The organism is Rhizobium album, assembly GCF_003122325.1.
Taxonomy (GTDB): domain Bacteria; phylum Pseudomonadota; class Alphaproteobacteria; order Rhizobiales; family Rhizobiaceae; genus Metarhizobium; species Metarhizobium album.
Genome location: NZ_QFBC01000008.1, coordinates 102,891 through 125,111, shown reverse-complemented (window position 1 = coordinate 125,111; position 22,221 = coordinate 102,891). Strand labels below are relative to the sequence as shown.

Sequence of the window (22,221 nt, the reverse complement as noted above, 5' to 3'; positions counted from 1 at the left end):
CCTAGTGCGCCGGCTGCGCGGCCGCGACGAGCGCGTAATAGAGGGCGTCGAAGTTGCGCAGCGTTCCGGCCGAAGAGAGCTCCGGCAGCGTGCGATTGGCGATGAACGGCACCTCCTGCTCGGTGAGACCGCCGTGGGAGCGCAATGGCTCGTTCAGCGCGGCAAGATCGTGCCGGTGTTCGCTGGTGCCGAGCGTCTTGTTCTCCGAGGAGATCAGCACGATGTCGCCGATCCGGTCGTCCGGCAGTTCGAAGCGCATGCAGGCTTCCGGCCGCGAAAGCACGACATCGATGCCGTCGATCGCCTTCAGCCGCTCGATAATCTCTTCCTTGTCCGCCATCTCGGGCAGGTAGGCCGTGGCGAAGGAGCCGAGTGCGCCGTGATGCACGACATAGGGATCGGTGATCGGCAGGATGACGCGGGCGGCGTCCTTGCCGAGCCATTCGTCGAGCAGGTCCTGCACGTAGATGACGTCAGGCCTGCCGTCCGCCTTGTGCTTCGGCTTCATGCCGTGGTCGGCCGTGACGATGATCGCCGCACCCAGCGCGTCGAGTTCCGTCAGGTAGTTGTCGAACATCTCGTAGAAGGCGTTGGCCTCCGGCACGCCCGGCGCGTATTTGTGCTGCACGTAGTCGGTGGTCGTCAGGTACATGACGTCGGGACGGAATTCCTTGAGGAGCTTCACGCCGGCGGCGAAGACGAATTCCGAGAGATCGGCGGAATAGACTTCCGGCACCGGACGACCGAGCCAGGCCGAAGCATTGTCGATGCCGTGTTCCGCCTTGGTCGACGTGTCCGACTTTTCCGAGGAGAAGCAGATCGCGCGGCCGTCGTCGAATGCCAGGCCGTGGCCGAGAAGGGCGCGCAGCTTGTCCTTCGCCGTTACCACCGCGACCTTGGCGCCGGCATCGTAGAAGGCCTTGAAGACGGTCGGCGCGCGCAGGAAACGCGGGTCGTTCATCATCACTTCCTTGCCGGTCGCGGGCTCGTAGAGATAGTTGCCGCAGATGCCGTGGATCGCCGGCGGGCGACCGGTGGCGATCGACAGGTTGTTCGGGTTGGTGAAGCTCGGGATGACGCTGAGCGCGGTGCGCTCCGTGCCGGTCTTGCGGATGCGCTCCAGCGTCGGCATCAGGCCGGCCTTGATGGCCTCGTCGAGATAGGCCGGCTCGCAGCCGTCGAGGCAGATGGCAATCGCCGGGACGTTCGGCCAGGGATAGGTGCGCCGGTTGGCGGTAACGGTGATCTTGGACATCTGGTTCATCGGGAGTTCCATTCTTCGTTAGGCCGCAAGACGGCTGCGTTCTTCAAGGGCGATGGCCGGGGGCGCGGCATCGTCGACACCCATTTCGGCAAGCGAAGAGCGGGCAGCGTCCACGACGCGGCGCATGACATGCTCGTCCATGCGGCCGATGCAGCCGACGCGAAAACTGTCCACCACCGTCAGCTTGCCGGGGTAGATGATGAAGCCCTTGTCCTTCATGAGGGCGTAGAAGCGGTCGAATGCAAAGGCCGGATGGGCCGGACTGAAGAAGGTGACGATGATCGGCGACAGCCAGCGGTCGGCAAGCAGCGTCTCGAACCCGGCCTCGCGCATGCCGGAGACCATGACGTCGCGGTTGCGGGCATAACGTGCGCCGCGGGCGGCAACGCCGCCTTCCTCGCGATGGATGCGCAACGCCTCCAGGAAAGCGGCAACGACATGGGTCGGCGGCGTGAACCGCCACTGACCGGTCTTGTTCATATAGTCCCACTGAGCATGCACATCGAGCGCCAGCGAATGGCTGCGGCCCTTGGCGGCCTCCAGCTCGCTCTTGCGGGCGATGACGAAGCCGAAGCCCGGCACACCTTCGATGCATTTGTTGGCGGAAGAGACGATCGCCTCATAACGCAGTTCGTCGATGGTGGCCGGCACCGCGCCGAAGGCACTCATCGAGTCGACCAGGAACTTGCGGCCGTGCGCATAAACCGCGTCGGAAATTTCCTTGAGCGGGTTGAGGATGCCGGAACTCGTCTCGCAATGCACGACGACAACGTGGCTGATCGCCGGATCGGCATCCAGTGCGGCGGCGACTTCGGGGCCGCGCGGCGGCATGTAGTCGCCCTTGTCGATCACCACATGGTCGCGGCCGAGATAGGTGAGCGTCTGGGCGATGCGCTTGCCATAGGCGCCGTTGCTCAGCACCAGCACCTTGCCGTCCTTCGGCACGAAGCTGCCGAGCATGGCCTCCACCGAGAAGGAACCGCTGCCTTGCATCGGCACGCAATCGAACTCGCCCTTGGTGTCGCCGGCGATTTCGAGAAGCTGGCGGCGCAGGTCGGCGGTCATGGCGCGGAAATCGCCATCCCACGAACCCCAGTCTCGCAGCATGGCCTCCTTGACGGCGTAGGCCGTCGTCAGCGGGCCAGGCGTCAACAGATAGGGCTCGCCGAGCCTGGGCGTTTCAAGCGGGGCAGAAGCAGTGTTTGGCATGGTCCGTCCTCACGTTTACTGATCTGGAGACGACAATGCGGCGGAAAGACATATCTGTAAAATCGTTCTTTTGTATAAATTTATCGATTTAATTTATGGTCCTAGACTGCAGGCACCAGACGGCTTTCCAGCAGGTCGCCAGTCTCCCGCAGACGCGGATAGGCCATGGTGGTGACCAGAGAATTGACCTCCTTCAGCGCGCGCACGATCTCCAGGTGCATGTCGCTGGACTGGATGGAAGCGGCGAGACCCTGCCGCAGGCGTTCCAGATGGTTCTTGCTGCTCGCCTCCACGAGGCTGCGCACATGCTCCTTCTGCCGCACCATCTCGCGGGCGATGACGGGGTCGGGCGAGACGAGCAGATTGGCGGCGAGCCGGACGTTGGAAAAAACCGCGCCATGCAGCAGCGTCAGTTCCCGCCAGCCCTGCGGCGAAAAGCCCCCTGCGCCGTCGAGGCGCTCCTGGGCCATCTGCAGCAGGCTCTTGGCGACGACGTCGCCGGCATATTCGAGATGGATCGCCGCCTCGGTGAGTTCGATGCCCCGGCGCGACTGCGCCTCGGTGAGCACCCCGCGGTTGACGGCCGCGATATAGAGCTTGATCTCGCTGTGAGCCCTGTGGATATCGCCATCGACGCGGCGCAGCGCTTCGACCGCTTCCGGCGTCGGCGAGTGGATGACCGTCATGACGGGTTCCAGCATCCGGGTGATGAGGTTGCCCATATGCAGCACCTCCCGCGCCGCCGCCGCGAGCGCCTGCGCCGGCTTGTCGATCAGCGAGCGGTCGAGGGCGCTGACATGGGCCGTCAGTTCGCCTTCGCTTGCCGCCTCCGGCGTGAGAAGCCGGACGAGACGTCCCATCAGGCCGCAGCCGACGAGCCCGATCAGAACCAGCGCGGCGTTGAACAGGACATGCAGGTTGACGAGCCTGCCGGCGACCGTATCGCCGGGCAGCCAGTCGAAAGGCGCATGCAGCGAAAACAGCGCGAAGGCCGCCGCACTGAACAATGCGCGAAACAGGAGGTTGCCCAATGGCAGGCGGCGCCCCTCGACCGGCAGGCCACGGGTCAGCCAGAGGGCGATCAGCCCGCCGCCGAGATTGACGCCGAGAACCAGCGGAATGCCGACATCGAGCGGCACGATCCCTTTCGCTGCGAAGGTCAGGATGAGCAGGATCGCCGCCACGCTGGAATGCAACGCCCAGGTGAAGGCCACGGCGAGGATCATGACCGTCAGCGCATCCTTGCCGAGGAAAGCGATGGCCGACGGCAGCAGCGGGCTTTGCGCCAGCGGCAGCGTCGCATGGCCGATCATCTGCAGCGACAGCAGCAGAAGGCCGATGCCAAGCAACCCGCGCCCCGCTTCCACCGCCCTGCGCGAACGCGCCTTCAGATGGAGGAGACCACCGCCGACGATCAGGAGGGGCGCCAGCCAGTGCAGGTCGAAGGAGAGGATCTTGACGACCAGCGCCGAACCGAGATCGGCGCCGAGCAGCACCGCGAGCCCCGCATCGAGGGCCAGCGCACCGCTGACGGCAAAGCCGGCCGCGAGCATGGCGACCGCCGTCGAACTTTGCAGGGCGATCGCCACCAAAGAGCCGTAGAACGCGGCGCGCAACCGCCCGCCGCCACCGCCGACGATGCGCGCCACCATATCGCCCGAGGCCGCCTCGACACCCTTCTTCACAAGACTGACGGCATAGAGCAGAAGGACGGTGGCGGCGGCAAGTTCGAGGGCGACGGCCGGAAGGGTCATGGGGCGCGATCCGCAAAGAGAGTGGAAATCTCCGAATTATCCTTTGCCGCTTTACATAAATCAAATCGTTAGTTTTAATAAACGCATAGCTTCATATTATAGAAAGCCGACCTTCATGCGCTATGTGCAACTCCGCGCCTTTCACAACGTGGCGATCCACGGCGGCTTTTCTCGCGCTGCGGAGGCGCTGTTTCTCACCCAGCCCGCCATTTCGGACCAGGTGCGCAAACTGGAGGAAGAGTACGATGTCCTGCTCTTCAACCGCAACAAGAAACAGGTGACGCTGACGCAGGCTGGCCAACAGCTTCTCGAAGTCACCCGGCGCATGTTCGATATCGAGCAGCAGGCGCTCGACCTCCTGTCGGAATCGCGCGCACTGCGCGCGGGAAGGCTGCGCATCGTCGCCGACGCCGCCCACCACCTCCTGCACATCCTCGCCGCCTTCCGTCGCGCCTACCCCTCGGTACAGGTCTCGATCGATGCCGGCAACACGGAGTCCGTCATCACCAGCCTGCACGCCTACGAAGCGGACATCGGCGTCCTCGGAGAAATCCCGCAATCCAGCGACTTCGAAATCCTGAAACTCAATTCCACGCCCATCATCGCTTTCGCGAGCCGCGACTATCCTCTCGCCGATACCAAGCGGATCTCGTTTTCCGAGCTTTTGAAGCACCCCCTGGTCATGCGTGAACAGGGTTCGAAGACCCGCCAGAAACTGGAGGTGATGGCACGGCAATGCAACGCGTCGCTTACACCTCTCATCGAAGCCGAAGGACGCGAAGCCGTTCGGGAGATCGTCGCGGCGGGTGGCGGGATAGGCTTTGTCTCTTCTGCCGAATTCGGGCAGGACAATCGCCTCATCCCGATCGAGATAGACGCGCCAGAAATGCTGATGGACGAGGCCCTGATTTGCCTTCGCGAGCGCGCCAACGGCAAGCTGGTGAGCGCATTCTTCGACATTGCCCGCAAACTTGCGCCCGCATCGGCGTAAGCCCAAGGTTTCGCTCAGGCAAACCGTCGCCATGATGGAGGGCCGGCACCTCGCCGCCTGCAACGCCGCAGGCTGAAGGCCTGCGACCTGGGAATCCATGCAAAGCATCGGAGCCGGAACCCGAATGCTTAACACATCAACAGCATTCCCGGCGAACGCCGCCGAAAATGCCTTAGCCTGGGATTCCCCCTGCAACCACCCGAATTCCGGCGTCAGGTGCGGGCACCGGCAACACGGTAACGATCGAGCGCTACGGCCCCGATGATGACGAACCCCTTGATTATGAACTGCCAGATATCGCTTACACCCGTCAGAATGAGGCCATTTGACAGCACCGCGATGATCATCGCACCGATGAGGGTGCCCCAGATCGACCCGACACCTCCGACGAAGCTGGTCCCACCGAGAATAACGGCCGCGATTGCGTCAAGTTCATAAGATTGGCCCAACTGAAGCCCGTTTGCAGCATACAGCCTGGCTGCCGACATCGCCCCGCCGAGCCCGGCCAGGAGGCCGGAGACGCCGTAGACGAAAAGAAGAACCCACCAGACCTTGATCCCCGACAGCCGTGCGGCATCGGCGTTGCCCCCTACCGCATAAATTCGGACGCCCAGAACGGTGCGGCGAAGAATGACCCAGGACACCAGCACCGTCGCGAGAGCAATGATCATGAGCCATGGCACGCCGAAAAGGGAACCATTGCCTATGAATGCGAAAGTGAGATCGGAGTTGAAAACCGTATTGTCGCTGCCCAGGAAGCGGGCAAAACCACGCACCGCCGTCATGGACCCCAGCGTAACGATGAAGGGCGGGAGTTTTGCGAACGCGATGAGGGCGCCGTTCATCGCCCCAAGGACCAGGCCGACCAGCAAGGAGGCAGGCAAGCCCAGGTGCTCGAAACCCGGCATGAGGGAGACCAACAGGGCGGACATCGCCGAGGCGGCCAGGATGGAGCCGACCGAAAGGTCGATGCCGCCAGTGAGAATGACGAACGTCATGCCTGCGGCGAGAACCGTGTTGATCGACGCCTGCTGGGCGACGATCGAGAGGTTGCCGACGGTCAGAAACCGGCCGGCTGTCCATAAGGACTCGCCCGTCTCCGCGTATGAGGAAAGGACCTGGAAGAGCAGTGCGATCAGAATGAGGACGGGAAGCATTCCCATTGCCCGTATCGTGGCTCCAACCGAGCGATTCCGGATCTGCATTTGTTGTGTCGAAGTGTCTGGCGATGTCATATCCGTTCCCATCAAATTCAAAGTTCAAGCCGACCTCACCATCGAGATCAGGCGGAGGTCGCAATCTCCATGATGTTTTCCTGGGTGATCTCGGGGCCTTTGAGCGACCCGGCGATGCGCCCCCCGCGCATGACGATCACCCGGTCGCAAATGCCCACGATTTCCGGGAGTTCAGACGAAATGACGACGATCGCGATGCCTGATTTCGCGAGGTCGTCGATGAGCTTGTAGATTTCGGATTTGGCGCCGATGTCCACGCCTCGCGTCGGTTCGTCGAGGATCAGGAAACGCGGGTTCGTCTCAAGCAGCCGCGCCAGAAGCACTTTCTGCTGGTTTCCCCCCGACAGGCTGCCCACGGCCACGTCGGAAGACGCTGCCTTGATGCTTAGAAGCTCGGTGGCCTTCCTGCTGCGCCGGCGCGCTGCGATCCGGTTGAGAAAGCCAAATTTCGAATCCCTCTCGATCACATCGAGGTTGAGGTTCTCCGACACACTCATGTCAAGGAACAGGCCCAATTGCTTCCTGTCCTCGGTAAGGTAGGCGATGCCGGATCGCTGCGCGTCCAGCGGGGAGCGGATGTCGATCCGGCGACCGTCGAGTTCGATTGTCCCGCTCGCTCTGCGGTCGGCTCCGCATACCAGGCGGGCCAGTTCGGTTCGGCCTGCGCCGACGAGGCCCGCGATGCCCAACACCTCGCCCCGGTGAACATCGAAACTGCATTCGTGGACACGCCGCCCGTCGCCGACCCCCTGGACTCGAACGGCGACGGTCCCCATTTCACCTTCGGGGGAATGGCCCTTCTTGTAGAAAGAGCTGACGTCGCGGCCCACCATCATCCGCACGACGGTTTCAGGAACCATATCAGAGCGATCAAGGGTTCCGACATATGTGCCGTCTCGCAGCACCGAAACCCGGTCCGCAAGTTCGTAGACCTCGTTCATCCGGTGGCTGATATACACGATCGCCATCCCGTCGGACCGGAGCTGACGCATGAGCTGGAACAGCTTGTCCGTCTCCCGTTCCGAAAGCGTTGTGGTCGGCTCGTCCATTACCAGTATCCGGCACTTGAAGTTCAGCGCGCGGGCGATCTCAACGAGCTGCCGTTCGGCGATCGAGAGCTGTCCCACCTTGTCACGCGGTCCAAAATTGGCATTCAGCCTCTTGAGGATGTTCCGGGCGCCCTCCTCCATGGCCGAACGGCTGACGAACCGGCTTCGCGAGATCTCCCGCCCCAAATAGATGTTCTCGGCGACGGTAAGGTTCGGCGCGAGCGACAGCTCCTGGTAAATGATGGAAATGCCCAGCGCCTGGGCCGCATGGGGTCCGGAGATCCAGACGCGTTTCTGGTCGATGTAGATCGCGGAGTTTGCATCTGGAAGATACGCGCCCGACAGGATTTTCATGAGTGTGGACTTGCCCGCACCATTCTCACCCATCAGGGCATGAATTTCGCCCAAGCGAACATCGAGCGAGACGTTCGACAGCGCCTGCGCTCGCCCGAATGTCTTCGATACGTTCTCCATTCTCAGATAGGAACTGCTTGCCATGGTCATCGAGGTCACCTTGTCGGAAAGGAACTTTGTGGAGCGGGTTGCCGTTCTTCGGTGGCGAAGTCGCAGAAAACGTTCGATATGCATGCATGGTGGGATTGCCATTTCGTCGCGCTGGAGGAGTTCCAGCCGGGCGAGATCGCCTCGCCCCGGATCATTCCGTCAAAACAATTCCCTGAAGCGTTTCCGGTGACCGGACTCACCGGAAACGCTTCAGGAGTTTGAGCAGAAATCGCCGGCGGCGGAAATGTCACTGCCGGCGAAGTCGACTACCTGGAACTGCTCCATCCATGAAAATCGGAAATATTTTCCGGCGTGATCAAGGTTGGCGTGATCAGCGTTTTCACCCGTTCGGGGCGCTTCCCGTTCAACAGATCGTTGCCTGCCCTGACCGCGCGGACAGCCATCTCGTATGGATCCTGAGACGCTGAAGCATGAATTTTTGTGGCGGGATCCTTGATTGCTTCTTCAACATCGGGCGAGCCATCGACGCTGGTGATGAAGAAATCGTCACGGTTCGCCTGGCGCATGGCCAGCGAAGCGCCGATCGACGAGGGATCGTTGATACCGAAAACGGCGTCAATCTTTGGAAACCGCACCATGAGCGCCTGCATCACGGCGAGGCCGCCGTCGCGAGATCCCTTGCCATCCTGGTCGCTTGACAGGATCTTGATGCCCGGCGCTTTTTCCAGCGCTGCATTGCATCCCTTGACCCGCGCGACGACAGAGGAAACCGGAGGGCCGTTGATGATGACCACATTGCCTTGTCCGTTGAGACGGTCGACGATATACTGGCAGGACATTTCGCCCGCAGCGACGTTATCCGTCATGAAGATGGCGTCCTCGCCCTCTGCTTCCTCATCAACTCCGACGACGAAAACTCCGGCCGCCTGAGCCCGCTTGATGGCCGCGCCCAGTGCCCGTGGGTCGACTGCGTCAAGAACGATGACGTCGACGCCGGCGGCCACAAAGCTGTCGATTTGCTGCATCTGCTTCGACAGATCGTAGTCCGAGGCAACGACGGTCACCTTGACGTCCGGGTTGATTTTCTTTGCTTCCGTTTCGACGCCGCGGGCAATCGCGGTGAAGAATGGATTGCCCAATGAGCCGACGGAAACGCCGATCTTGGACAGCATTTTGGCGTGAACCGGTGAGGCGATGGCGACCGCACCGAACAGGGCTGCGGCGAGCAATTTCGATTTCATGCTTTTGACTCCTCCTTGTTGATAGGTGCGCGGAATGCGCGCCTGTTCCAGCTCCCGGCTGGCCGATCCGAGGCTTAGGCACATCGGGTCGGCGCCGGTGCTTTTCTGCACGGTTGACAAAGCCGAAGCGTCAACCGTCATTTCCCCCTCCCGAAGACATCGCGTATACCGACGCTTCCGGCCTCGAATTGTTCTTCGATGCGCAGGACTTCGTTCCACTTCGCCATGCGCTCGGAGCGGGCGAAGGACCCGACTTTGAGCTGTCCGCTGTCCCAGCCGACGGCGAGGTGGGCGATGGCCACATCCTCCGTCTCGCCTGACCGCGCCGAAACGATCGTGCCGAAACCCGCGCGTTTCGCCGCCGCGCAGGCTGCCTTCGCCTCGCTGACGGTTCCGGCCTGGTTGACCTTGATGAGCACGGCATTGACATTGCCGTTTGCGGCTGCCCGTTCCACGAGGTTCGCGTTGGTGACGAGGAAATCGTCGCCGATCACCTGCATGCGATCGCCGACAGAGGCGGTGAAACGGGCAAGACCATCCGGATCATCCTCCGCCAGCGGATCTTCGACGGAGACGATGGGGTAACGTTCACACCAGCGCAGCAGGTATTCGGCCATGCCGTCGCTGTCGAGTTCACGGTCTTCCATGGCGAGGCGATAGCGACCGTTGCGTCCGAATTCGGACGCGGCGATGTCGAGGGAGATTGCCGCTTCGTGCCCCGGCGTGTAGCCAGCGCGTTCTATGGCCGAAACGAGGGCGTCGAGCGCCTCTTCGTTGCTGTCGAAGGCGGGCCACCAGCCGCCCTCGTCGGCAACACCCTGCAGGCGGCCGCGCTCTGCCATCAGCGAACCCGCCGCACGGTAGATCTCCGCCGTGATCTCCAGCGCCTCGGCAAAGCTCTGCGCGCGCTGGGCAACGACCATGAAATCCTGGACGTCGGTCCGCCGGCCGGCATGCGCGCCGCCACCGAATATCTGGATCTCCGGCAGAGGAATGCTCACAGGCTGCCCGCCGGCACAATAGCGCCAGAGCGGCATTCCGCTGCTCGCCGCAGCCGCATGCAGCACCGCCAGCGATACGGCCACGGTGGCGTTGCCGCCGAGGCGAGCCTTGTTCACCGTTCCGTCGAGCCCGATCAGCCGCTCGTCGACCTCTTCCTGCTTCAGCGCATCGATCCCCCGAAGGGCCGGCGCGATCTCATCGCGGATGCCCGCGAGCGCCTGCGACACATCGAGACCGCCGAGCCGGTCGCCGCCGTCGCGCAGTTCGATGGCCTCGCGCGTGCCGCGGGAGGCGCCGGCGGGCGCAATGCCGCGGCCTGTCGCCCCGTCCGCCAGCGTCACCTCGGCTTCCACCGTCGGGCGGCCGCGCGAATCCCAGATACGGCGGGCGTGTATGCTTCGGATAGTGCTCATTCGGTGGTTCTCCAGAGGTCGGAAATTTGGGAAAGTCGGGGCAGCGGGCTGGCGACGAGCGGCCGCGCGAAGGTGCGCACGCGCTCCTTCTCCCGATCGGTTTGCAGATATTCGACCGGCGACTTGCCATCGACACGGGCAAGAAAGAGCGCCGGCAGGAGCGCGGCGGCACGGCTTTCGAGTTCCGCTCCATCCTCCCAGTCGACCCATGCAAAATAGGCGGCGAGAAAGGCGTCGAAGGCGCACGCAAGATCGGTCTTGTTGCCCCCCTCTCGCGCACCCTTGAGGAGAAGATGGTTGAGGCAGAAGGCGACATCGAATGCAGGATCGCCGAACCAGGCGCATTCGGCATCGAGGAAAACCGGCCCATCAGGGCCGCACAGGATATTCTTGGGGCTGACATCGCCATGCACCAGCGCCCGCTTGGTGGAGAGTGTCCGCAGCGCGAGACGTTCGAGGGCATCGGAAAGATCGGTATGTGCCCGGGCTGTGGCCCGCAGATACGGTTCGATACGGATTGCCTCGAAAGTATCGTCATTGGCAAAGGCGGCGGGAACCGAGGGATCAGCGGCACTCTGGCCGTGAATGGTTGCAAGGCTCCGGCCGACAGCGCCCGCAAAGGCTGGGTTGACCTTTCCCGCCAGCAGTTGCTCCTTCCAGACAGGATGCGTTTCGGCGGGAAGGTAATCCATCGCGAAGGTGCCCGATGCCACGTCCTCGCCGAGGATCGCCGGGGCGGCCCCAGGAACCCAGCCGCTCGCGCGGCGAAGCCAGGCTGCTTCGGCGGCATTGCGGCTGATCGGCGCCTCCCAGACGGCGGCCACCTTCAACCGGGCGAGCGCTCTCTTCACGCAGAAGCGGCGCCCCGGCGCTTCCACAAGCACGATATCGGAGGCGACGCCCCCGGTCAGCGGCTGCATGATGAGCAGCGTGCCCGGAGTGACGAGGCCCATTTTCTGCAGGACGGCGGCAAATTCGGGGTCGACCATGACCTCTCCCCAACGCGATGGAAATGGCCGGGCGCCGGCAGGCGGCGCCCGGCGGATGGAGATCAGGCGGCGTCGTAGCCGAGAATGCCCTTGATCTCGAGGAAGTCCTCGAGGCCGAACTCGGCATATTCGCGCCCGTTGCCGGACTGTTTGTAACCGCCGAAGGCGACCCCCGCGTCCCAGGCGGGATAGTTGATGTGGACATTTCCGGTCCGCATCTGCCGGGCCGCGTGCCGCGCCTTCTCCAGGTCGCGGGACTGGATGTAGGAGGCGAGCCCATAGACCGTGTCGTCGGCCCGCTCCAGCGCCTCCTCGACCGTATCGTAGGGCAGGATCGACAGGACCGGCCCGAAGATCTCCTCGCGGGCGATGCGCATGTCCGGCGTCACGTCGGCAAACACCGTGGGACGGACGAAGTAGCCGCTGTTGAGGCCATCGGGCCGGCCGGCACCGCCGGCCACCAGCGTCGCACCTTCGCGGACGCCACTTTCGATGAGGTCCTGGATCTTGTCGAACTGGACCTGGCTGATGACTGGGCCGAGCTTTGGATCCTGCCTGGCCGGCCCGACCCCATAGCTCTCGGCAGCTTTACGCGCATGCGCGATCACCTCCTCCTGCCGGTCGCGCGGCACGAACATGCGCGTCGGCGCGTTGCAGGATTGCCCGCTGTTGAGGAAGCAGCCAGCCACGCCCTTGGTGACGGCGTCCTCGAAATCGACATCCGGGAAGAGGATGTTGGCGGATTTGCCGCCAAGCTCCTGATGCACCCGCTTGACCGTGTCGGCTGCGGCCTTGGCGACGAGGATGCCGGCGCGCGTGGAACCGGTGAACGACATCATATCCACATCCGGGTGACTGGCGAGCGCCTGGCCGGCCGTCGCTCCGTCACCGTTGACGAGATTGAAAACACCGGCCGGAGCGCCGGCCTCGTCCATGATTTCGGCGAAGATGATCGCATCGAGGGGCGCGATCTCGCTCGGCTTCAGCACCATCGTGCAGCCCGCCGCCAGCGCCGGCGCGACCTTGCAGGTGATCTGGTTGAGCGGCCAGTTCCAGGGCGTGATCATGCCGACGACGCCGATCGGCTCCTTGGTGATGAGAGCCGTGCCCTTGCGCTCCTCGAAGGAATAGGTCTTCAGCACCTCTGCCATCTTTTCCAGATGGGCGAGCCCGATCCAGACCTGCGTATCGCGGGAAAAGGAGCGTGGCGCACCCATTTCCCGCGAAATCGCTTCGGCAAGATCGTCCTGGCGGCGCTTGTAGGCGGCGATAACGCGTTCGAGAAGCGCCAGGCGCTCCTGCGGCGTGGTACGGCCGAAGGTGCGGAACGCGCGCTTGGCGGCAGCGACCGCCTTGTCGACGTCAGCCTGACCAGCTATCGAGATTTGCGCGAAGGGCTGCTCGTCGGAAGGATCGATGACGTCGAATGCATTGGCTTTTATCGGATCGACCCACTGGCCGTCGATATAGAACTGAAGATTATGTGACATGGCTTCCTCCGTTAAATTGTTCACATGTGCCTGTGCGAAGCGATGAGCGCTTGCGCATCAGTGTCTTTCGAAAGAAAAAGAAGACACTTTCCGTTTAAAAAGGAGCGTGCTTCGGCACGAATGATGATGGCCCAAGACAACGACGCGGAATCGCTGGACATCGAAGCGCGCCGCGAGCGCATAGCGAAGATGGTCGATACCGAGCAGTTCGCCTCGGTAAAGCAACTCGCCAAGCTTTTCGGCGTTTCGCAGGTGACGATCCGCACGGATATCGACGCGTTGAGCAAGGAACACCATGGCCTGCGCCGCGTGCGCGGCGGCATCCTGCGCGGCCAGGTGCCCTATTCCGAAACGCCCTACGAGGCGCGCAGCACCAGCGAGGAAGCCGGAAAGCGCGCGATCGGCGAGGCGGCCGCAGATATCGTGCAGAGCAACGATACGATCATCCTGGACGTCGGCACCACCACCATGGCGATCGCCGAGGCGCTGGTGAAGCGAGCGGACCTGACCAACGTCACCGCCTTCACCAACGGCATCAATATCGCACTGACGCTGGAGAGGGCCTATCCCCGCATCATGACCGTTGTCACGGGCGGCAGCCTGCGCCCGCTTCAGCATTCCCTCGTCGAGCCGATGGCGACGCTGATCCTTGGCAACATCACCGCCAACATCGCGTTCATCGGCTGCAACGGCGTCGATCCGGACTTCGGTATCAGCACGACGAACCTGCCGGAAGCGTCGATCAAGCAGGTCATCGTGCAGGCTGCCCATCAGGTCATCGTCGTGGCGGATGCCAGCAAGTTCGGCCGTCGGACGCTTGCCCATGTTTGCGGACTGGAGGATGTCGATAGCTTCCTGACGGCGGGCTTCGTCGACGAGGCCCTCATCACGCAGATCCGCGAGGCCGGCGCGACCTTCCGCAATGCCCTTCCTGCAACCAAGGCGCCGGAAATGTAGGGTCGAGACGCGGCTGGCAGGTATCACGGCGCGACCTGTTGCGGTGCAATGGCGCGGCCATCCGCATCGAAGACATGCCAATGCCGCGGCTCGGCCCCGAGGCGAATGGTATCGCCGGCCAGGAAGCGGGCATCGCGCGCCACCTTGGCGATCATCGGCTCGTCCGTGCCGACATCGACATGCAGGAGCTGCACCTCACCGAGCTGTTCGACGAGTTCGACCCGCCCCGCGATGGGCGCGTCGTCCCGGACGACGACGTCCTCCGGCCGGACGCCCGCATGGCCGGCGCCGCTCCGGCCGTAACGCCAGACGGTCAACAGATCGCCCGACGGCAACGCAACCCGGCCCTCTCCGTCGATGGCGCACGGCAGGACGTTCATCGCCGGGGAACCGATAAAGCGGGCGACGAAGAGATTGGCCGGTTTTTCGTAAAGCTCCAGCGGCTTGCCCACCTGCTCTATCCGTCCCCCATTGAGAACGACGATGCGGTCGGCAAGCGTCATCGCCTCCACCTGATCATGGGTGACATAAATCATCGTCGTCCCCGGCATGCGCGCATGAAGTTTCGCGATCTCGACACGGGTCGCCACGCGCAACGCCGCGTCGAGGTTGGAGAGCGGTTCGTCGAACAGGAAGACCGAGGGATTGCGCACGATGGCGCGGCCGATAGCCACGCGCTGGCGTTGCCCGCCGGATAGCTGCTTGGGAAGGCGGTCCAGATAGGAGGTCAGCTGCAGCATGACTGCCACCTTCTCCACCGCCGCATCGATCGCCGCGCGCGGCTGGCCGGCAAGCTTCAGACCGAAACCGATATTCTCCCGTACGCTCATGTGCGGATAGAGCGCATAGGACTGGAACACCATGGCGATGCCCCGGTCCGATGGTGTCTCGGTGTTGACGATCCGGCCGTCGAACCGCATCACGCCGGTGCTGATCTCCTCAAGGCCGGCTATCATGCGCAACAGTGTCGACTTGCCGCAGCCGGACGGGCCGACGAAGACGATGAATTCGCCGGGTTCGATTTCCAGGTCGATGCCGTGAAGGATCGTCAGGGCACCGAACGTCTTTGTGCAGGATTCGAGCGTCAGTTGCGTCATGATACGGTTCTCGCCTCCGGCCTACATCAGCACGGGATCGGTGGTGCGAAGGTCGTCTTCCAGCGACCTGAACGGTGTGGTGTTCAGCTTGGCAAGACCGGCATGGTAGGCCTTGACGGCCTCGGTCGGCGAAACCTCGCCATCGGCGACAAGCCGCATCTGGCGGATCATACCGAGCGGATCTTCGGCAAGGTTGATCTTGCGGCCGAAGAGGGCGATGCGTGCACCGTACTTCTTGGCGTCGTGCAGCAGCTTGAGGCAGTCATAGGTCGTGCCGGAACCACCGCCGAGGACACCCACGATAAGGTTCGGATCGTAGCCCGCCAGCTCCTCCATGGCGCGCGGTCCGTTATAGACGACCTTCAGGAAGCGCGGACGGGCATTCTGCGGGACTGCGGCGAGACTGCGGATGATGCAGTCGTTGACATAGGACGGCATGCCCTCCGGCGTCAGCCCCTGTTCGAGATTGGGGTTGAACACTTCCAGGAAATAGGGGAAGCCGGCAGCCACCGCCTCCCTGCGGAAGTCGCGGAACGACTCCAGGGAGTCGCGATCCGCTTCCGCATCGTTGTTGAAAGTGATGGAGTAAAGTCCGATGTCGGCGCGCCGGGCACCCTCGCTGCTCACGCAGTCGGCAATCTCGGCCGTGCGGAACGGCATGGAGGGCACCTGGCGATAGGCAGCGTTGCGCAACGCCCAGGCGTCGGTCGTGTCGTTGGCACGGATGCCGACGGCGATGTCCGACGTGTCGAACAGCTTTTCGCGCGTGGCAAGCTGCTCCATGTTGCTGACGCTGAGCAGGATGAGATCGACGATATCCTGCTCGACGATCGCCCGGACCTGTTCGAGAAACATCTCGCGGCTGCGCATACGACCGTTCTCGTTGCCGTCCTGGTCGCGCATCGCACCGCCATGGGCAAGCCCGAACCCCATGTCGGAATCCTTGGCGTCGCAGATGATGAATTCCTTCGAACCGGCGGGATCGGCGGCGATGCGGGCAAGTTTTTCGTCGAGGCGTGTCATGGTCGTTGTTCCAATGTATTGAGATGTGACGGGGGTGGTGGGCAGTCTCGCAACCTTTGCACCGCATGGCGGATGCGAAGGCGCTCGATAAGATGGGAGAGGTCGCGAAGTCCGTCCGCGGGATCGCCGCCGGTCTCCTCGCAAAGGATGGCCGAGATGCGTTCGAGCATTGCCGTCGAAAGCATGCCGTCGATGGCGAGCGTCGTGCGGCGAAAGATGATGTCCTCGACGCTCGCTGCCATTTCGCAGCGCACAAGCCGCAGGATTTCGCGCTCGCTGTAGGACGGCGCGTCGGCCAGCGGCGCGTCGGTTCCCTCCGCGAGAAAGGCGGCGACGGCTTGTGCGCCCGCACCGTAGCGGTTGACGAGCACCTCGCTTCGCTCCGGTGAAAGGCCGTGACGATCGGCGAGCGACCGGGCGAGCGCCTGACGGGCCGGCGCCTGCGCCATGCCCTGCCCGCCGCCGACGGCACGGTCGCCGGTATCGACGCTCCGGCCCGAGCCGAGCCTTTGCATGACGGCCTCGCAGACCTGTGCGGAAAAAGCCCGGAAGGTCGTCCACTTGCCGCCGACGAGATTGAGAATCGGGAAGGATCGATCACCCTCCGGCTCGAAGATGGCGATCGCGTGGTCGCGGCTCACCGCTCCGGGCGTTGTCGCGCCGGATTTTGGAAGGGGGCGGACACCGCAGAAACGGAAAACGACATGCTCGCGGCCGAAATCGATCTTCGGGAAGATGACACGGGCGGCGGCGAGGAGATAATCCTCCTCGTCCTCCGAGCAATGAGCGAGATCGGGGTTTTCCACCGGGATATCGGTCGCGCCGAGCAGCACCTTGCCGCGGATCGGGTAGATGATGCAAACCCGTCCTGCACCATCGTCGAAGATCATGCCATGGCCGGATAGAGCCTTGAACAGTCCGGGATGGTCGATGACGATATGCGAGCCCTTGGTGCCGCCCATCAGCGGGCGATCGATGCCGAGCGCGCCGTTGGCAAGATCGATCCAGGCGCCGGCGGCGTTGACGACGACTTTCGGCCGCAGCGTGAAGCAGCGCCCCGAAATTTCGTCGCGAAGCACCACGTCGCTTCCCTGGATCGCGACGAGGGCGCAATGATTGAGCGCCATGCTGCGCGGCGATGCGTCAAGACCTTCGGCGATCATTTCCACGGCGATACGCTCGGGAGCGTCGATCACCGCGTCGTAATAGACCGAAGCGGCGCGCACCGCAGGGTGCAGCGCGGGGAAGAGACGGCGCACGCCGCGCGAAAGCATCGCGCGATGGAGCGGCGTCGACCGGTCGAACCGGCCAAACCAGTCGTAGAGAAGAAGACCGATCTCCGCCATGACGAAACCGCGTTCGCGCAATGAGGCGGAAAACCCGAGGACCCGCTTCACCGACGTCAGCAGCCCGGCGCCATGGGAAAAGAACGGAATGGCCATCGGAAGCGGCCGGATCATGTGGCCGGCGGCTCGCAACAGCCGGTTCCGCTCCCGCGTCGCTTCCGCGGTCAGCCGGAATTCACCGTTTTCCAGATACCGCAGGCCGCCATGCGCCATGCGCGAGGAGGCCATGGAGGCACCGGCGCCCCAGTCGACCCGATCGACGGCCAGGACGCCGACGTCCTGCAAGGCGAGATCGCGGAACGTGCCCGCGCCGTTGATGCCGCCGCCCACCACCAGCACGTCGATGTCGCGCATCGCTTGCACGGCGGCAAGCGCGGTCGCCCGGGGCGGCAGATTGGTTGCGAAGGAGCGAGCCGCGGACATGGCGATCAGGCCTCCGCCGAGAACTGGATCTTCATGGTGCCTTCCTTGACGGGTGAGAGCATGTGGCGGGCAATCGCTTCCAGCGGCAGGCGGTGCGACACGAGCGATTCTGCGCGTGCGCCGAGGCCCTGGAGCACGGAGAGCGCGTCGGGAATGTTGCCGGAGAGCGAATGGCTGCCGACGAGCGTAAGTTCCCGCCGGAAAATCTCGAAAGGAGCAAAACCCGCCTTCACACCCGGCGGGCAGACGCCGAAGAACAGAAGTGTCGCCCCGTCGGCGGCAAATACCGGCATACGCTCGCAGACGGACACGACACCGGTGCAGTCGATGACGATGTCGGAGCGCCGGCTCTGCCGGACTTTCTCCGCACCATCCGGGCCGACAGCCATGGCCGCGCCGAGTTCGACCGCCCGCCGGCGGCGGCTTTCCTCGAGGTCAACCATGGTAACGTCGGTCACACCCCGGGCATTGAGCCCCATCATCATCATGAGGCCGATCGGTCCCGCGCCGAAGATGATAGCGCTGGCGCCCGGCGTGGTGCGCGTCCGGTCGATGCCATGCATGACGCAGGCGAAAGGTTCGGCGAGCGCGGCGATATGGAACGGCAGGTCGCCGATCGGATGGACATTGCGGGCATCGACGGCGACCAGCGGCGCAAAGCCGCCGTTCGACGTGGCGCCGTAAGCCTTGAGATCGGTGCAGAGGCTTGGACGCCCTTTACGGCAGGCGTCACACCGACCGCAGGTGATCAGCGGATCGACGGCGACGCGGGCGCCGACGACAATCGACGTGACAGCCGCGCCGACGTCCACCACCGTGCCGGCGATCTCATGGCCGGGTACCACCGGATAGGCGCCGAGATAGCGACCATGCAGGATATCGAGATCGGTATGGCAGACACCGGTCGCCGCCACTGCGATGAGAACGTCGTTCGGGCCGGGCTTCGGATCGGCGATATCCTCAATGGCGGAATGACCGATGCTTTTGAAGACAAGTGCTTTCATATCGGTTTCCTCACCCCTTGACCGCGCCGGCAGTCATGCCATCGACCATGCGGCCGACGAGAAGCGCGGTGAAAACGAGACTGGGCACGATGGCGATGATGGTGCCCGCCGCCATCTGGCCCCACTGGACGTCGGCGAATTTCATGAAGCCGAGGATGGCGCCGGTGATGACCTGCGTATTCTTTCCGGCCAGGACCAGCGGAAGCGCGTAGCTGTTCCACGAGAAGATGAAAGCGAGTACGGCGCTGGCGAGGATACCGGTCAGAGACATGCGCGTGGCGATGCGGAACTTCGTCCAGATCGAGCCGCCATCGACCGCGACCGCCTCCTCGATCTCGCGCGGGATCTCCTCGTAGAAGGAGCGCATCAGCCAGACGATCAGCGGGAAGCATACGAGCTGGTAGGCAATGATCAGGCCGAGATAGGTATTGTTGAGCTGAAGCGTGCGATAGAGCACGAAGAGCGGCAACACCACGAACAGCTCTGGCGCAAAGCGCAGGCTGACGAAGGAGAAGGCGATATGCTCGCGCGCCGGAAGGCGCATCCGGGCGATGGCATAGGCTGCCGGCAAGCCGATCAGCAGGCTGAGAGCGACCGAACCGAGCGTCACGATCAGCGTGTTGCGGAAGGGTGCCAGAAAGTCCGGCAGCGTCAGCACGGCACGAAAATTATCGAGCGTCGGCGTGAAGTCGATGAATTTCGGCGGCCAGGCGATGATGTCGCTGCCCTGCTTGAAGCTCATCAGGACGATCCAGGCGATCGGCGCCAGCGCGAACGACGTCCAGAGCGCCAGCGCCGCGAAGACCGCAGCACCGCGCAGGCGCTCACGCCGGTTGACGATGCGAATGGGAGAGGTGGCGGTCATCAGGCGTTCCTCGCGCGGCGCATCGACAGGAGGGCCATGGAAAGTCCGTAGCAGAGCACCCAGAGAATGAAGAGCGCCGCCATGGACCGGCCGAAATTGAGATAGTTGATGCCCTGCTCATAGGCGAAGACGTGCAGGTTCTTGGTAGAACCGACCGGCCCGCCCTTGGTGGAGGACCAGATCGCGTCGAACATCTTGAGGCAATCGATGCCGCGGAAGAGCACCACGAGCACGATGAAGGGCTTCATCATCGGGATGTAGATGCGCGTCAGCCTCGCGAAGAACCCTGCCCCGTCGACATGGGACGCCTCGAGGATTTCCTTGGGAACCGACTGCAGGCCCGCCAGCATGATGAGGATGACGAATGGCGTGAAGATCCAGGTGTCGATCAGCACAATCGACCAGAAGGCCATGGTCGGGTTGCCGAACCAGTTGACGCTGCCCAGGCCGATCGATTGCAGGAGGTAGTTGATGACCCCGCGCTCGATCAGCATGACCTTCCACATGATCGTGGCGGCGATCGGCGGTACGAGCATGGGCATGATGACCAGAACCCGGAACACCTTGGTCCAGCGCGCCGGCCAGTTGAGGAGCAGCGCCACGGCAAAGCCGACGACCGTCTGAACGGCGACGCAGCTCACCGCGAATTTGAGGGTGACGACAAGCGCCGCGAACTCTGGCGTACCGGGTTTGAAGACGGCGGCGACGTTGGCCCCGCGGTTGAAACGCAAGGCATCCGGGCGGGTCAGCGTGAAGTCGCTGAAGGACCAGCGCACACCCTGCAGGAAAGGCCACATCACGCCGGCCATCAGCAGCAGCCCCGGCAGGACGAAGAGCAGCGCAAGCCGGCTTTCCGTCCAAAACAGGCTTCGTCGGTCCTTCCGCGTGGGCTGCATGGGTCGATCCAGTTCAATTGAAGATGACGGTCAAGGCGAAGGCGCCTCTAAGGCCCCGCCGAGATGCGGCGGGGCGATGCTTGGAAAGGAGCGCAGCGATTATTGCGCCGCGGCGCGAACCCGTTCCATCACGGCATTGATATCGGTGGCGGCCGCCTTCAGGGTCTCGGCCGGATCCGTGCCGAGGGTGAAGGATTTCTGCGCGGCAAGCGCCCACCGGTTCCCGGCTTCCGAGAAGCTGGTCGACGGGTTCCAGCGCCACTTGGCATATTTCTCGAGGTTTTCCGTCCAGACCTTGTTATAGTTGCCCCAGGTAGCGACGTATTTCGTCATCTCCGGCCCCTCGGCAACCGAACGGCGCGTCGGGTTGATATTGCCGTAAGGCACTGTGCGCGCCATGATCGCCTTTGACGAGGCCCACTGGATAAACAGCCACGCGCCTTCCTTGTTATCCGAGAAGGCATTGATGCCGAGCGACCAGAGCCAGATGCCCGAGCCGCGGCCAGCAGGACCGGAGGGGGCAAGCGCATAACCGACCTTGCCGGCCACCTGGCTCTTCTGCGGGTTTTCAAACACTTCGGCCATATGGTCGGCATCGAGCAGGAAAACGGAATTGCCGGCGGCAAAATGCGCCTGCGCCTGTTCCCAGCCATAGGAGGCGATGTCGGCCGGCCCGGCCTTCAGCAGTTCGATCCACTTGCGCGTCGCCTCGATCGCTTCCGGGCTGTCGGCAGCGGAAGTGCCGTCCGCCCTCAGGTCCGTCGCACCATAGGCGGCCAGCACGCTGCCATAACCGGTAATCAGCGTCGGCCAGAATTCCTGACCGCGCACCACGATGCCGTCCAGCACCTTGCCGTCGAATTCGACGCCCTTGAGCTTCTGCGCGGCGGCGATCAATTCGTCCAACGTCTCGGGAACCTTGATTCCCTCCTTCTCGAGCACGTCCTTGCGATAGGTCAGCGAATAGCCTTCCTCGTTCATCGGGATGGCGTAGAGCGGCCCCTTGCCGAGGCCGCCGAACTCCTCGCCCGTCCAGCGGTTGACGTCGACCGCGTTGCCGAAGAAATCCGAGAAATCCCATGCCGGGTCCGTCAGCGCCGGATCGTCCACGAAAGGCTGGAGATCCTCGATCCACTTGCCGGCGGCATATTCCCAGTTGGTGGAAGGACCGGTCATGAAAATGTCGACCGAGCCGTCGCCGGAGGCAAGCTGCGCGTTCAGTTTCACGCGGAAATCATTCTCCGGCGCAACTTCATAATTGACCTTGATGCCTGTCGCGCTTTCGAATTCCGGCAACATGGCGATCAGCGCATCCGACATCGAATGCGCCGAGAAGCCGATATTGATTTCCGTACCCTGCTTCTGGCGCCAGTCGAATTCCGCCGCAAGCGCGCCCGCAGACGGAACACACGCCACCAGTGCCGTCGCCGCCAGCAGCGACTTCAATGTCGCGCGGCGCGTAAAATGCCTTCTCTGCATAGACTTTCCTCCCTGGAACGTTCGAACGG

General features: G+C 63.3%; 19 protein-coding genes. 3 read left to right on the top strand and 16 right to left on the bottom strand.

Annotated elements, in window-relative coordinates; translation table 11 throughout:
• Window position 1: 1 nt before the first annotated feature.
• The 3 genes from phnA to DEM27_RS18180 form a co-directional block, all read right to left on the bottom strand.
• Window positions 2–1,264, bottom strand: coding sequence for a phosphonoacetate hydrolase (gene phnA, locus DEM27_RS18190; protein WP_109459783.1), 1,263 nt, complete (start codon window positions 1,262–1,264; stop codon window positions 2–4).
• A gap of 18 nt (window positions 1,265–1,282) precedes the next feature.
• Complete coding sequence (locus DEM27_RS18185) at window positions 1,283–2,473, bottom strand: 2-aminoethylphosphonate--pyruvate transaminase (RefSeq protein ID WP_109459670.1); 1,191 nt, start codon at window positions 2,471–2,473, stop codon at window positions 1,283–1,285.
• A 101-nt stretch (window positions 2,474–2,574) separates the two neighbouring features.
• The gene (locus DEM27_RS18180) at window positions 2,575–4,227 is read right to left on the bottom strand and encodes a Na/Pi cotransporter family protein (RefSeq protein WP_109459669.1); all 1,653 of its coding nucleotides are present in this window, start codon (window positions 4,225–4,227) and stop codon (window positions 2,575–2,577) included.
• Between the two features lie 115 nt (window positions 4,228–4,342).
• On the opposite strand from DEM27_RS18180, the gene DEM27_RS18175 reads away from it, so the two are divergent.
• Window positions 4,343–5,218, top strand: coding sequence for a LysR substrate-binding domain-containing protein (locus DEM27_RS18175; RefSeq protein ID WP_109459668.1), 876 nt, complete (start codon window positions 4,343–4,345; stop codon window positions 5,216–5,218).
• A gap of 212 nt (window positions 5,219–5,430) precedes the next feature.
• Here the strand turns inward: DEM27_RS18175 and DEM27_RS18170 are convergent, their stop codons facing one another.
• Both DEM27_RS18170 and DEM27_RS18165 read right to left on the bottom strand, forming a co-directional pair.
• A complete protein-coding gene (locus tag DEM27_RS18170; RefSeq protein WP_245445930.1) occupies window positions 5,431–6,423 on the bottom strand; it encodes an ABC transporter permease subunit in 993 nt (330 codons plus the stop codon).
• Window positions 6,424–6,500: 77 nt separating this feature from the next.
• Window positions 6,501–8,006, bottom strand: a complete 1,506-nt coding sequence (locus DEM27_RS18165) for a sugar ABC transporter ATP-binding protein (protein ID WP_245445909.1) — start codon at window positions 8,004–8,006, stop codon at window positions 6,501–6,503.
• 51 nt (window positions 8,007–8,057) lie between these two features.
• On the opposite strand from DEM27_RS18165, the gene DEM27_RS34060 reads away from it, so the two are divergent.
• On the top strand, window positions 8,058–8,228 hold the full coding sequence (locus tag DEM27_RS34060) for a hypothetical protein (RefSeq protein ID WP_165823476.1): 171 nt from the start codon (window positions 8,058–8,060) through the stop codon (window positions 8,226–8,228).
• Window positions 8,229–8,272: 44 nt separating this feature from the next.
• Here the strand turns inward: DEM27_RS34060 and DEM27_RS18160 are convergent, their stop codons facing one another.
• The 4 genes from DEM27_RS18160 to DEM27_RS18145 all read right to left on the bottom strand — a co-directional run bounded on the left by DEM27_RS18160 (window position 8,273) and on the right by DEM27_RS18145 (window position 13,102).
• Window positions 8,273–9,208, bottom strand: a complete 936-nt coding sequence (locus DEM27_RS18160) for an ABC transporter substrate-binding protein (protein ID WP_109459781.1) — start codon at window positions 9,206–9,208, stop codon at window positions 8,273–8,275.
• 137 nt (window positions 9,209–9,345) lie between these two features.
• Window positions 9,346–10,623, bottom strand: coding sequence for a phosphopyruvate hydratase (eno, locus tag DEM27_RS18155; RefSeq protein ID WP_109459666.1), 1,278 nt, complete (start codon window positions 10,621–10,623; stop codon window positions 9,346–9,348).
• Window positions 10,620–11,612 (bottom strand): phosphotransferase family protein, encoded by a 993-nt coding sequence (locus DEM27_RS18150; RefSeq protein WP_109459665.1) that lies wholly within the window; start codon window positions 11,610–11,612, stop codon window positions 10,620–10,622. Before DEM27_RS18150 ends, eno begins: the two co-directional genes overlap by 4 nt.
• A gap of 62 nt (window positions 11,613–11,674) precedes the next feature.
• Window positions 11,675–13,102 carry an aldehyde dehydrogenase family protein gene (locus DEM27_RS18145; RefSeq protein WP_109459664.1) on the bottom strand — a complete coding sequence of 476 codons (1,428 nt, stop codon included), beginning with the start codon at window positions 13,100–13,102 and terminating at the stop codon, window positions 11,675–11,677.
• A 120-nt stretch (window positions 13,103–13,222) separates the two neighbouring features.
• Here DEM27_RS18145 and DEM27_RS18140 point away from each other — a divergent pair, with 120 nt between their 5' ends.
• The gene (locus DEM27_RS18140) at window positions 13,223–14,059 is read left to right on the top strand and encodes a DeoR/GlpR family DNA-binding transcription regulator (RefSeq protein ID WP_165823475.1); all 837 of its coding nucleotides are present in this window, start codon (window positions 13,223–13,225) and stop codon (window positions 14,057–14,059) included.
• A 23-nt stretch (window positions 14,060–14,082) separates the two neighbouring features.
• Here the strand turns inward: DEM27_RS18140 and DEM27_RS18135 are convergent, their stop codons facing one another.
• The 7 genes from DEM27_RS18135 to DEM27_RS18105 all read right to left on the bottom strand — a co-directional run bounded on the left by DEM27_RS18135 (window position 14,083) and on the right by DEM27_RS18105 (window position 22,192).
• Window positions 14,083–15,156: an ABC transporter ATP-binding protein gene (locus DEM27_RS18135; protein ID WP_109459662.1), complete on the bottom strand. Its 1,074-nt coding sequence runs from the start codon at window positions 15,154–15,156 to the stop codon at window positions 14,083–14,085.
• Between the two features lie 21 nt (window positions 15,157–15,177).
• A complete protein-coding gene (locus DEM27_RS18130) occupies window positions 15,178–16,179 on the bottom strand; it encodes a beta/alpha barrel domain-containing protein (protein ID WP_109459661.1) in 1,002 nt (333 codons plus the stop codon).
• Complete coding sequence (locus DEM27_RS18125) at window positions 16,176–17,948, bottom strand: glycerol-3-phosphate dehydrogenase/oxidase (protein ID WP_109459660.1); 1,773 nt, start codon at window positions 17,946–17,948, stop codon at window positions 16,176–16,178. Before DEM27_RS18125 ends, DEM27_RS18130 begins: the two co-directional genes overlap by 4 nt.
• Window positions 17,949–17,953: 5 nt before the next feature.
• Window positions 17,954–18,952: a zinc-dependent alcohol dehydrogenase family protein gene (locus tag DEM27_RS18120; RefSeq protein WP_109459659.1), complete on the bottom strand. Its 999-nt coding sequence runs from the start codon at window positions 18,950–18,952 to the stop codon at window positions 17,954–17,956.
• Window positions 18,953–18,962: 10 nt separating this feature from the next.
• Window positions 18,963–19,817, bottom strand: coding sequence for a carbohydrate ABC transporter permease (locus tag DEM27_RS18115; RefSeq protein WP_109459658.1), 855 nt, complete (start codon window positions 19,815–19,817; stop codon window positions 18,963–18,965).
• Complete coding sequence (locus DEM27_RS18110; RefSeq protein WP_109459657.1) at window positions 19,817–20,713, bottom strand: carbohydrate ABC transporter permease; 897 nt, start codon at window positions 20,711–20,713, stop codon at window positions 19,817–19,819. The genes DEM27_RS18115 and DEM27_RS18110 overlap by 1 nt, the downstream gene beginning before the upstream one ends.
• 99 nt (window positions 20,714–20,812) lie before the next feature.
• Entirely contained in the window at window positions 20,813–22,192 is a 1,380-nt protein-coding gene (locus DEM27_RS18105) for an ABC transporter substrate-binding protein (protein WP_165823474.1), read from the bottom strand.
• Window positions 22,193–22,221 lie beyond the last annotated feature (29 nt).